3 protein-coding genes (2 of these 3 cut by a window edge) are annotated in these 13360 nt (G+C 65.9%); all 3 read left to right on the top strand.

Translation table 11 applies throughout. The features are described from left to right. Tightly spaced (each overlapping or abutting the next), the 3 genes in view from KEC16_RS01185 to KEC16_RS01175 form a layout consistent with a single transcriptional unit that may run on beyond the window. Window positions 1-7424, top strand: the 3' portion of a protein-coding gene (locus KEC16_RS01185) for an SDR family NAD(P)-dependent oxidoreductase (RefSeq protein WP_211545827.1). It extends 12223 nt beyond the left edge of the window; only the last 7424 of its 19647 coding nucleotides appear in the window; its start codon lies off the left edge, out of view; it ends in the stop codon at window positions 7422-7424. Further along, on the top strand, window positions 7421-8746 hold the full coding sequence (locus KEC16_RS01180) for a flavin-containing monooxygenase (protein ID WP_211545826.1): 1326 nt from the start codon (window positions 7421-7423) through the stop codon (window positions 8744-8746). Before KEC16_RS01185 ends, KEC16_RS01180 begins: the two co-directional genes overlap by 4 nt. Beyond that, a protein-coding gene (locus KEC16_RS01175) for a non-ribosomal peptide synthetase (RefSeq protein ID WP_211545825.1) crosses the window boundary here: on the top strand, window positions 8743-13360 show its 5' portion. Its footprint extends 14342 nt past the window's final position; only the first 4618 of its 18960 coding nucleotides appear in the window; it begins with the start codon at window positions 8743-8745; its stop codon lies beyond the right edge, outside the window. The genes KEC16_RS01180 and KEC16_RS01175 overlap by 4 nt, the downstream gene beginning before the upstream one ends.

Here is a 13360-nt window from a genome sequence, read left to right as displayed (position 1 = left end):
AGCTGTTGGCCGGCCAGGACGGCACCGCCGATCCGTGGGCGGCATGGGCGCATTTGCGCCGCAGCGGTCCGGCACCGCAAATGGATCTGGCCGAAACCACCTTGCGGGCGCTGCCCGATATCCTGACCGGCCGGCGTGCCGCCACCGCGGTGATGTTCCCCGACGGGACCATGGGCCTGGTCGAAGCGGTCTATAAGGCCAACGCGGTCGCCGCCCGTTTCAGCCGAACCCTGGCGGCGGCGGCGGCGGCGTTCGTCCACAGCCATCCCGGCCGCGCCTTGCGCATCATCGAGATCGGCGCCGGAACCGGCGGCACCAGCGAGCCGGTATTCGCCGCCCTGGCCCCCCAGGCCGAACGCATCGCCGAATATTGCTATACCGACCTGTCACGCGCCTTCCTGATCCATGCCGAACGCCGCTATGCGCCGCAATGGCCGCAATTGCGGACCGTCCTCTTGGACGTGGAAAAGCCCTTGGCCGGGCAGGACATCGCCCTTGGCGGCTATGATCTGGTCATCGCCGCCAATGTCTTGCACGCCACCGCCGACATGACCCGCACCATGGATCATGTGCGCGCCTTGCTGGCGCCGGGCGGCATGGTGTTGATCAACGAAACCAGCATGGCGACGCTGTTCACCCATGTGACCTTTGGTCTGCTGGATGGCTGGTGGCGTTTCACCGATCCCGAGCTGCGCATCCCCGGCACGCCGTCGCTGGCGCCGCAAACGTGGCAAACCTTGCTGACCAAGAATGGCTTGGCCTGGGTGGCCGGATCATCCAGGGCGGAATGCGCCCTGGGTCAGCAAATTCTGGCGGCCCGCGCCCCCGGCACGGCCACCGACACTCTGCCGGCACGGGTTCCGCCGGTTCGGCCAGCCGAACCGCAAACAGCAATCGCCGCAACGCCGTCGCCGGCAGCCGGCCTGCGTCAGCGCCTGCTGACGGTGCTGGGCGAAACCTTGAACGTCGCTCCGGCAACCATCGTCGCGGAAAGGTCTTTCGCCGATTATGGCCTGGATTCCATCCTTGGCGCCGATCTGATTCATCGCCTGCGCCGCGATCTCGGCGTCCATATCAGCCAGACCGATTTGTTCGACTTCACCAATGTGACGCAATTGGAAGCCTTTTTGGCCCGGCAAAGCCCAGCCCCCTTAGCCGCCGCCCCCGCCGATGCCCCCGCCGATGCCGATGCCGCCGCCATGGGGCCAAACCCGCGCGAGCCCATCGCCATCGTCGGCTTTTCCGGCCGCTTCGCCGGCTCGGCCGACGCCGATGCGCTGTGGGCGCATTTGCTGGCCGGCGACGATCTGGTCGGCCCGGTGACCCGCTTTGCCGTCCCGGTGCCCAAGGGAATGGACGATTATGGCCGCCACGGCAGCTTTATCGACGGCATCGAGGATTTCGACCCGGTCTTCTTTGGCATTTCCGGGGTGGAAGCCACCCATATGGACCCGCAGCAGCGGCTGTTCCTGGAAGAAGCGTGGAAGACGCTGGAACATGCCGGTCATGCCGGCCCGGCCATCCAAGGTTCGAAATGTGCCGTGTTCGTCGGTTGCAGCTCTGGCGATTATCAGGAATTGTTTGACGACGATGTGCCCGGACAGGCGTTTTGGGGCAACACCAGTTCGCTTATTCCGGCGCGCATCGCCTATTTCCTTGACCTCAAAGGCCCGGCGGTAGCGGTGGATACCGCCTGTTCCAGCTCGCTGGTCGCCGTGCACATGGCCTGTCGCAGCCTGTGGGACGGCGAATCCGAAATGGCGCTGGCCGGCGGCGTCTTCATCCAAAGCACGGCACGTTTCTTCCGCTCGGCCAATCAGGCGAAAATGCTGTCGCCCAGCGGCAATTGCGCCGCCTTTGGCGCCAATGCCGACGGCATTGTCCCCGGCGAGGCGGTGGGCGCGGTGCTGTTGCGGCCGCTATCGGCGGCGCTGGCCGATGGCGACACCATCCATGGCCTGATCATCGGTTGCGGGCTTAATCAGGATGGCACCACCAACGGCATCACCGCCCCCAGCGCCCTGTCGCAGGAACGGCTGATGCGACAGGTACACAGCGAATTCGCCATCGACCCGGCCAGTATCGACCTGATCGAGGCCCACGGCACCGGCACGCCGCTGGGCGATCCCATCGAACATGCCGCCCTGGCCCGCGCCTTCGCCGGATTGCCGGCGCGATCTTGCGCCCTGGGCAGCGTCAAATCCAATATCGGCCACGCCACCACCGCCGCCGGCATCGCCGGGCTGATCAAGGTGGTGCAAAGCCTCAAACACGCCACCATCCCCGCCACCTTGCATTTCAACGGCGGCAATCCGGCGATCAGCTTCGCCGACGGGCCGTTCTTCGTCACCGACAAGGCGCAGCCCTGGACCAGCAATGGCCGGCCGCGCCGCGCCGGCATTTCTTCGTTCGGCTTTTCCGGCACCAACGCCCATGTGGTGGTGGAACAGGCCCCGGCGCAACCGTTCAGCGCCACGGATCACGGCCCGCATCTGTTCGTGCTCAGCGCCCGCACCTTGGAACAATTGCGCCAATCCGCCACCGCCTTGGCCGCGCATCTGGATCAACACCCCGAACTGGCCGCCGCCGATGTCGCCTTTACCCTGGCCGTCGGCCGCCGGCAGCTGCATCACCGCCTCAGCGTGCGGGCCGTCGGCATCGCCGAATTGATCGCCAGCCTGCGCCAGTGGCTGGACGGCCAAGCGCCGGCCAATGTCCAGCTCGGCGATGCCGACCACCAAGCCCCGGTTCCGGCTCCAAAAACCGGCCGGCGAGTACCGTTACCCACCTATCCATTTGCCCGGCTGCGTCATTGGGTCAAGCCGGCGCCATTGGTCGCCGCCTCGGCCCCAAACCCCTTAAGCCTGCCCCTGCGTCTGGATGAACCGGCGCGTCTGTCCGGTCCTTTCACGCCGCAAGCCTGGACCGGACCGATCAAGCTGTCCCCCCTGACGGCCAGCGTCCCTGCCAGCGCTGCCCCCAGCGGAGCTATTGAACATCTGGGCGATGCCGACGGCGTGCGACGCTTGCGGCTAAACGGCGCCGCCGGTGTGGCCGAAGCCTTGGCCCAGGCCAGTGCCGACACCGAGGTGCGGGCAGTCTTGATCGAAGCCGCCGCCGATTGGCAGGGCACGGCGGCGCTGTCCTGCGCCGTGCCGGTGGTCACCACCTTTAGCGCCGCTGACGCCGATTTCCCCGCCCGCGCCCCGGCCGAAGCCGCCCTGCTGGCTGGCCGCATCGCCAACGCCCCGCGTCTGGCCCTGGTCGAATTGAAAGCGGCCATGCGCCAGCCCGGTCGTCTGCCGCCGGTCATGCAGCCAAAGCTTGACCGGCTGGCCGCCCCCGATCCGACCTCCGTCGCCGGTCCGACACCCGGCGTCCGCGTGCCGCTGACCAGCCCATGCATGGAATTGGAACTGTTCGCCGATGGCGTCGCCCTGCTGCGCCTGAACGAACGCGGGCAAAAGAACAGCTTCACCGAGTTGTTCATGGACGGCATCGCCGAAGCCTTCAGCGTCATCGCCAACCGGAATGACGCCAAGGTGGTGGTGCTGACCGGTTTCGACGGTTATTTCGCCTGTGGCGGCACCCGCGAAGGTCTCAACGCCCTGCAACAAGGCGCCACCCGCTTCACCGACCGCAAGATTTACGCCCTGCCGCAAGATTGCCCGCTGCCGGTGATCGCCGCCATGCAGGGCCACGCCATCGGCGCCGGCTGGTCGCTGGGCATGTTCTGCGATCATACCCTGTTCGCCGCCGAGGCCGTCTATCACAGCAATTACCTGTGGTACGGCTTTACCCCCGGCGCCGGCGCCACCTTGATCTTCCCCCATCGCCTGGGCGACGATCTGGGGCGCGAAGTGCTGTTCACCGCGCACGAATACCGTGGCCGTGATCTGGCGACGCGCAGCCCGTCATTGCCGGTGCTGCCCGCCGCCCAAGTGCTGCCCGCCGCCCTGGCTTTGGCCCACGGGCTGGCGAGACTGGAGCGCAAGACACTGACCGATTGGAAAAGCCAATCCCGCGCCGCCATCGCCGAGCGGTTGCCGGCGATCTTCGCTCAGGAATTGGCCATGCACGAAAAGACCTTCATCGGCAACGACCGTGTCCGCGAAAGGATCGAGCGCATGTTCCCCGGCGCGCCGCCAACCGTTACTGGCCCCAATCCTGGCCCCAATCCTTCCCCGTCCGGCGGCGATCAGCTGCGCCGCTTGGTCATCGACAGTCTGGCCGAGGATCTGATGATCGCCGCCAGCGATATCCGCGACAGCGCCGGCTTCTTGGAACTGGGCCTTGATTCCATCCTGGCGGTGACCTGGGTGCGCAAGCTGAGCACGCTGCTGAAACAAGATTTGCCGGCGACCATCATCTATGCCCATCCGACCGTGGCGGCCTTGATCACCCACTTGACCAGCCCCGCCGCGCCGATCCCCGCCGCGCCGCCTGCCATCGCCACCGCCACCGCCGTCGTCCCTCCCCCGGCAAACGCCGATTTGCGCCAGCGTGTCGTCGCCTCGCTGGCCGAGGATCTGATGATCGCCGCCGGCGATATCCGCGACAGCGCCAGCTTCTTGGAACTGGGCCTTGATTCCATCTTGGCGGTAACCTGGGTGCGCAGGCTGGGAAGCTTGCTGGGCCTGGATTTGCCGGCGACCATCATCTATGCCCATCCGACCGTGGCGGCGCTGATCGATCATCTGGCCGGCCAAGCGCCCCCGGTGCAAGCCCCCTTGCCGCCGGCTTCCGCCCCTGCCGCACCGCCCCCGCCTCCGCCCGTCGCCGTGGCGACACGGCGCCGCGACCGCACCGAGCGTTCGGCCGCCGATGCGGTGGCGATCATCGGCGCCTCGGGCCGCTTCCCCAAGGCTGTCGATCTGGACGCTTTTTGGGACAATATCCGCCACGGCCGCGACTGTATCGACGAGGTGCCGGCCGATCGCTGGGATATTTCCCGTTTCTACCATCCCGACCCCGCCCATCCCGGCACCTCGTCCTGCCGCTGGATGGGGGCCATCGACGATGTCGATTGCTTTGACGCCGCTTTCTTCACCATCACCCCGCGCGAAGCGCAGTTGATGGACCCGCAACAACGCCTGTTCCTGCAACATGCCTGGCAAGCGATCGAAGATGGCGGCCTTAACCCCGCCGCCCTGGCCGGCACCGCCTGCGGCATTTTCGTCGGCGCCGGACCGTCGGGCTATGCCGATCTGATCGACGAACACAACGCCTATAGCCTGCTGGGCAGTTCCGGTTCGATCCTGGCGGCGCGCATCGCCCATCTGCTGGATCTGCGCGGCCCGTGCCTGTCGCTGGACACCGCTTGCTCAAGCTCGCTGGTGGCCATCGCCGAGGCCTGCAACTCGCTGTTGCTGGGGGATTCAGATCTGGCCCTGGCCGGCGGCGTCTCGGTGATGATCGGGCCGGAAATGTTCATCGACACCTCCAAGGTCGGCATGTTGTCCGCCGACGGCCGCTGCTTCAGCTTCGACAGCCGCGCCAACGGCTTCGTGCCGGGCGAAGGTGCCGGCGTGCTGTTGCTCAAACGCCTGGACGACGCGGAACGCGATGGTGATCCCATCCATGCGGTCATTCGCGGCTGGGGCATCAATCAGGACGGCCGCACCAACGGCATCACCGCCCCCAACCCCCAGGCGCAGACCCGGTTGATCCGTCAAGTCCAGGACCGCTTCGGCATTGATGCCGCCAGTATCGGCCTGATCGAATGCCACGGCACCGGCACCCCCTTGGGCGATCCCATCGAAATCGAAGGCCTGACCGATGCCTTTGCCGGATTGGGGGACCGCCCCGGCTCGTGCGCCTTGGGCTCGGTCAAAAGCAATGTCGGCCATCTGCTGGCGGCAGCCGGAATCGCCGGGGCGATCAAGGCCATGCTGGCGGTGGAACACGGCGAAATACCGCCCAGCATCAATTTCAATCATCTGAACGAACACATCCGCCTCAACGGCACCCCCTTTGCCGTCAACACCGCGCTAAGGCCATGGCCACGCCCGGCGAATGGCCCCAGACGGGCAGCGGTCAGCGCCTTTGGTTTTTCCGGCACCAACGCCCATCTGGTGCTTGAGGAACATGCGCCCGCCGCCGCCGCCGCCCTGTCGGGGCCATGGGTCCTGACCTTGTCGGCCCGGACGCTGGAACGCCTGAGCGATTATGCCGGCCAGTTGGAACGCTTCGTCGCCGGCCATGCCGATATCGCCTTAGGCGACATCGCCCACACCTTGCAGGTGGGACGCAAGGCCCTGAACGCCCGGCTGGCCTTTGTTTTCACCGACCGCGATTTCTTGTTGCGGGCGCTGGCCTCGGTGGTGGCCGGACAGCCGCTGGCCGGACTGCACCTGTCGACCGGCGACGCCGCCGCCATCGCCTTGTTCGAACGTGACGACGACGCCCGCACCCTGGCCGACAAATGGCTGAACAGCCGGGACGCGGCCAAGCTCGACAAGGTGGCCGCGTTGTGGGCCAAGGGTTTGACGGTGCAATGGCCGACGCCCCCCCAGGCCCGCCGCCGCCATGTGCCGGTCTATCCGTTCGCCCGTGACCGCCATTGGGCCGAAGCCGCGCCACCGCCGCCGCCCGAACCATTGGCCGCGCCAACCGCCCATCCCCTGCTTGATATCCTGGCGGCGCCCGCCCGCCTGCCCATCGTCGTGCGCGGCGACGAAGAGCATCTGACCTGCGCCTTGCACGGCACCGAGAAATTACTGCTGGGCCTGTTCCTGCCCGAACTGGCGCGGGCGGCGGCCGAGCGTGAAAGCGGCCGGCCGGTACGCGGCTTGCGCCATCTGCTGTGGGGCCGACCGGTGCGCGTCAATGGTCATGCGCGCACGCTGGAAGTGGTCCTGGGCAATGATGGCGGCGATGTCTTGTACCATGTGACGGTGGATGGCGCTGACAACGCTCCCTGTCATGTGGGGGAAATCCTGGCCGCCGCGCCGGTCCTGCCGGCGGCGGTGGCCCCGGCGACGCTGCGGTCCGGCGCCGATGTCAGCGCCGATTTCCGCGCCTTCGCCAGTGGACTGGCCACCCATTCCGGCCCGCCGGCGCCGCTGACCGCCCAGGTGCATCACGTATGGTGTCAGGGCGAAATTCTGGTGGCGCAATGCCGTCGTGTCGGCAACGCCGCCGCCTTGCCGCTGGACCCGTTGGTGCTGGACCCGCTGTGGCGGCTGGCCGCTTTCCGCGCCAATGGCTGGCGCCGCCAGACCGGCGCCTTGGCCTTTCCCGCGGCGATGCACAGCCTGTGGGCGGAGCGGCCGGTCCCGACCGATTTCTTTGTTCGCGTCGATGCCGACACTATCAGCGTTGTTGATGGATCTGGCGCCGTCTGCATCCTTTTGACCGGCGTGCACATGAGCACCGCCGAACATCTGAGTGAACTTTGCCTGACAGAGGAAACCCAATCATGAGCAAGAGCTTCAAGGTAGCCATCATCGGCGGCGGCCCTACCGGCATCGGCGTCGGGCGCGAACTGATCGAAGGCGGGGTTGATTTCGACCTTTATGAAGCCGAGGCCGATTTCGGCGGTGTCTGGAACAGCGACGGCGCCTGTGGCCGCACCTATGAATCGCTGCACCTGATCTCGCCCAAGTTCAACACCCAGGTGCCCGATTTCCCCATGCCGGACGATTATCCGGTCTATCCCAACCACAAGCTGATGCTGGCCTATGTGCGCGATTATGCCCGCCATTTCGGCCTTTATGACCATGCGCGCTTCAACGCCGCCATCGAAAGCCTGACCAAGCAGGGCGATCAGTGGCGCCTGATCAGCCGCGCCGGTCATGACCAGCTTTATTCCCTGGTGGTGGTGTGCACCGGTCTGCATCGCGAACCCAATTTCCCCGATCCCGCCTATCCCGGTCAGTTCAGCGGCGAAGTGCTGCATACCCGCGATTACAAAAACCTGGATCAACTGCGCGGCAAGCGGGTTCTGGTCATCGGCGGCGGCAATTCCGGCTGCGACATCGCCGCCGACGCCGTCCATGGCGCGGTGTCGGTGCACCACAGCACGCGGCGCGGCTATTACTATCAGCCGAAATTCATCGCCGGCAAGCCGACGCCGCAATGGATGATGGAACTGGGATCGAAGTTCAAGACCAAGGCCGAAACCCTGGCCTACATCGAACAGGTGTTCAAGCTGGCCGGCTGCGACGGCACCGATTACGGCCTGCCGCGCCCGGATTATCCGCTGGATGGGGCGCATCCGGTGATGAACTCGCTGGTTTTGTACCACATCGGTCACGGCGACATCACGCCCAAGGGCGACGTCACCGGCTTTGCCGGCAAGACCGTCAGCTTCCAAGACGGCAGCAGCGCCGAAATCGACCTGATCATCTATGCCACCGGCTTTCGCCGCGACTTCCCCTATCTGGATCGCGACCAGTTGCAATGGAAGGGCGACATCCCCGATCTGTTCTTGCACTCAACCCCCAGGAACCACGACAACTTGCTGTTCATGGGCTTCATTAATTCCGCCGCCGGCCTGGGCGACGGCTTGAAGACCCAAGGCCTGTTCGTGCTGAACTACGCCCGTGCCCTGGCCGCGCGCAGCCCCGGTCTGGCCGCTTTCCTGGCCGCCAAGATGACTGACAAGCCCGATCTGGGGCAGGAATATTTCGTCAAATCCTATCGCCACCAGTGGGAAGCCGATCTGTGGAAGCTGCTGGGCCACATGCGCCATTACCGCGACATGCTGGCGCAGGAAACGACCCTGGGAATGCCGCTATCATGACCGAAACGCCGAAATCAGATCTCGATCAAGCCATGGCCGACCTGCTGGAGCAGGAATTGATGGCGGCCATGGTCCCGACCCTGGCGGCGGCGGCACCGCCGCCGCCAGTTCCGGCCGGTGAAGACCGGCGATTGGAAGACGACGTGCTGCGCATGGCCGCCCAGGCCCTGCGCATGCCCGCCGACCAGTTGGACCCAAACGAGAATTTGGCTAATTTCGGCGTTGATTCCATCGCCATTACCGAAATCATGGCGCAGATTTCCCGCCATTACAGCATCGCCGTCGCCCCCACCACCTTTTTCGAAGCCCGCCACCTGAACGATCTGGCCCGCATCTTGCGCCAACGTTACGGCAAGGCCATCGACGGCCATTATGCCGCCAAGGCGGCACCCGCCCCAATGACCGTAGCTCCGGTGAGCGTGGCCCCGGTGAGCGTGGCCCCGGTGTCGTCAGCACCGCCCGACTGGCTGGCCCGCCATCGCAAAATCCGCCACGCCCAAGCCGCCGCCGAAACCAAGCCGGCGCCGGCTGTGGCCGATATCCCCATCGCCATCATCGCCGCCGAGGGGATGTTCCCGCAAAGCCCCGATCTGGACGCCTTCGCCGCCCATCTGCGCGCCGGCGACGATTGCATCGCCGAGGTTCCGCCCCAACGCTGGGACTGGCGCGCCGTGCATGGCGATCCGCGTCAGGGGCCATTCACCCCGGTCAATACCGGCGGCTTCATCGCCGATGTCGATTTGTTCGACGCCGCCTTCTTCCGCATCGCCCCGAAAGAGGCCGAGCTGATCGACCCGCAGCACCGGCTGTTCATGCAATGCGTCTGGTCGCTGATCGAACGCGGCGGCTATGCCCCCGGATCGCTGGCCGGACAGAAAATCGGGCTGTTCCTCGGCCTCAACCTGTTGGATTACACCAACATGGCCAACCGGGCCGGGTTGATGGACGCCCAGCAAATGACTGGTCTGGGCCATGCCTTTTGCCCCAACCGGCTGTCCTTCCTGCTTGATATCCACGGCCCCAGCGAGATCATCGACACCGCCTGTTCCAGTTCGCTGGTGGCGCTGAACCGCGCGATCCTGAGCATCCGGCACGAAGGCTGCGCCATGGCCATCGCCGGCGGCTCGAATCTGATGCTGTCGGCCGATCAGCACATCATGTTTTCCCAGGTCGGCATGCTGGCCGCCGACGGCCGTTGCAAAACCTTTTCCGCCCAGGCCGATGGCTATGCCCGCGCCGACGGCGTCGGCGCCGTGCTGCTCAAGCGCTTGGATCTGGCCGAGGCTGATGGCGACCCCATCTTGGGGGTGATCCGCGCCTGTGTCGAACAGCATGGCGGCATCACCACTTCGCTGACCGCGCCCAATCCGCAGGCCCAGGCCCGCATGATCGTCCAGGCCCATCGCGACGCCGGCATCGACCCGCGCAGCATCACCTTGATCGAATGCCACGGCACCGGCACCTCCTTGGGCGATCCGGTGGAAATCGACGGCCTGAAAACCGCTTTTGCCCAATTATATGCCGATCACGACTTGCCGGCGCCGACCACCCCCCATTGCGGTCTGGGGAGCGTCAAATCCAATATCGGCCACACCGAAACCGCCGCCGGCGTCGCCGGACTGATCAAGGTGCTGCTGGCGCTGGACAGCGCCACCCAATATCGCAGCCTGCATTGCGACAACGTCAACCCGCTGATTGACTTGGCCGGCAGCCCGTTTTACCTGCTCGACCACGCCCGCCCATGGCAGCGCCCGATCATCGACGGCGCCGAAATGCCGCGTCGCGCCGGCCTGAGTTCGTTCGGCGCTGGCGGCACCAATGTCCATGTGGTGATCGAGGAATATCGTCTGGCGGCCGCGCCAATCGCCGCCGGCCCACGGCCCTTGGTGGTCCCGGTTTCCGCCCATGGCGAGGACAGCCTGCGCCGCATGGTCGCCGCCTTGCGGCCGCTGGTCGCCGGCTGCGATCTCGACGCTTTCGCCCATACCCTGCAAAGCGGTCGCGATTCGCGCAAGTTCCGCATCGCCTTTGTTGTCGCCGATGCCGCCGACCTGCTTCGGCAGATGGACGCGTTTTTGGCCGGGACCATGGCCAGCAGCAATGCCCAACGGCACAGCGGCGCCATCGGCGACGCCGCCCCGGCCGAAATCGCCCGCCGCTGGATGGCCGGCGAAAGCATGGATTGGTCACGGCTGGATCAGACCAAACGCCGCCGCCTGACCCTGCCCGGCACCCGCTTTGTCGGCAAGCGTTTCTGGCTGCCGCAGCCGCACGCGCCGCAAGGCTTCGCGCTGCACGATCACGGCCCCGATCGCTGGCGCGTGGAATTGCGCGAGGAGTCGTTTTTCCTGACGGATCACCGCCTGGGCAGCCAAGCCATCCTGCCCGGTGTCGCTTATCTGGAATTGACCCGCGCCGCCTGCGTCCGCGCCGGCCTGCCGGCAACGGCGCTCCGCAATGTGGTGTGGATCAAGCCGATGGCGGTCAGTGGCCGGCTGAATGCTGAAATCACCCTGCACCGAGCGCAATCCCTGGTGGAAATCGCCAGTCTGACCGCCGATGGCGACCGTGTCCTGCACGCCCAGATCCGCCTGGGCGACGATGCCGCAAGCGCCGCCACGGTTGATCTGGCCAGCCTGCAAGCCGACCATCCCCGCGTCTTTGCCGCCTCTCGGATTTACGCCGCTTTCGACGCCATGGACCTGCGTTATGGCCCTGGTCATCGCGCCATCAGCCAATTGTCAACCAGCATTGACGGCCATTCGGTATTGGCCCGACTGGACCTGCCGCCCTCAATCGCCGCCACTTTGTCCGCCTATCCTTTGCATCCCAGTCTGCTGGATGGCGCTTTTCAGGCCGCCATCGGCGTCACCCTGAATGATGCTGGCGCCGCCGCCGAAGGCGCCGCCTTGCCTTTCGCCGTCAATGCCATTGACATCTTGGGGCCGTGCACCGCCCGCATGTGGGTCCATGTCTATCCGGCCAAGGGGGCGGAACAGGCCCAGCGCGTCCGCAGTCTGGATATGGATCTATACGACCATGATGGTGGATTGCGTGTCCGCTTGCGTGGTTTCGCCACCCGGCTGCCCGCCGCCGCCGAACGTCGGCCGGATTTGCTGCTGTTCACCCCGCATTGGCACGACGCGGACGGCCATGCCCACGGCGACACGATCCCCCGGCTGGCCCTGCTGGCCGATGGTTTCGCCGCCCTGCCCGGCTGGACCTGTCACCACATCGGGACTGATTTCGCCGCCATGGCCGATACCCTGCTGGGGCATTTGCAAAATCTGCGCGGACCAACCCGCCTTGGCTTGGTCATTCCGCAAGAGCGGCCGGAACTGGCCGGGCTGGCCGGCATGCTGCGCAGCGCCGGGCTGGAAATGCCCGGCCTGCATGGACAAACCTTGCTGGCGTCAACCACGGTGGACGGCGCCACCCTCGCCCATCACCTGGATAATGCCGCCGCCAGCGGTGCCTTGCTGCGCCTGAACGGCACGCATTTGCAGGTGGAATCGTGGCAACCGATGACGGTGACCGACAGCCCCGCCCCTTGGAAAAACGGCAAGGTCTATCTGATTACCGGTGGCTTGGGCGGATTGGGCCGATTATTGGCCGAGGCCATCCGCGCCGATGCGCCGCAGGCGATCATCGCCCTGGCTGGCCGTTCGTCCGCCGATGCGGCGGCGCAAAGCTGGATTGACAAAATCGGCGCCGATTACCATCGCGTCGATCTGGCCGATGCCGTCGCCACCACCGCCCTGGTTGACGCTATCCGCCGTGCTCACGGCCGCCTGGATGGCATCTTGCATGCCGCTGGTTTCCAGTGTGATCAAGCCATTAGCAAAAAGACTTCAGACGTTTTGGCGCACGTGCTGGCCCCCAAGGTCAAGGGCACCGTCAACCTGGAAAATGCTCTGGGCATGGCCGCGCTGGATTTCTTCGTCGTATTTTCGTCGCTATCGGCAATCTTCGGCAATCCCGGTCAAAGCGATTACGCCGCCGCCAACGGTTTCCTGGATGGCTGGGCCGCCAAGTCCCGCCAGCCGATGATTTCCATCGCCTGGCCATTCTGGGCCGAGGGCGGCATGCGCATGGATGCCGACACCCAGGCGCTGATGACCCGAACCACCGGCCTGGTCGCCTTGTCCAACAGCGACGGCTTGCGCGCTTTGGCCGCCGCCATCGCCGCCAAATCGGCGCGGGTGGCGGTGGCCATCGGCGACGGCGACAAAATACGCCGCCGCTTCATCGCCGATCCGCCCTCCGTCACGCCCACGGCGACGGCGACGATGGCCGCTCCGGCGCTGCGCGACGCCATCCTTGCCGCCGTGATGCAAGCCACGGCCAAGCAATTGAAAGTCGATCTGGCCGATTTGGATGCCGATCAGGAACTGACCGAATACGGTTTCGATTCCATCGGCTTTACCCAATTCGCCAATAGCTTGAACGCCAGCTTCGATCTTGACCTGACGCCGGTGGTGTTTTTCGAACATCCGACCTTGGACGGTCTTGCCGGATATCTCTGCCAGCGCCACGGTGCCGACCTGGCCCCCCGCTTGGGGGTGACGGCGCCCCTCTCCGCCCCTGCCGCCGCAACGCCGCCACCACCACCAC

This window comes from Magnetospirillum sulfuroxidans (genome assembly GCF_018224925.1).
GTDB lineage: Bacteria > Pseudomonadota > Alphaproteobacteria > Rhodospirillales > Magnetospirillaceae > Magnetospirillum > Magnetospirillum sulfuroxidans.
The sequence above is the reverse complement of the archived record's forward strand: the minus strand, read 5'-3'. Positions and strand labels throughout refer to the sequence as shown.

Excerpts from the sequence above, each read along its gene's own strand:
- KEC16_RS01180 (WP_211545826.1), top strand. The coding sequence starts at position 7,421 with ATGAGCAAGAGCTTCAAGGTAGCCATCATCGGCGGCGGCCCTACCGGC.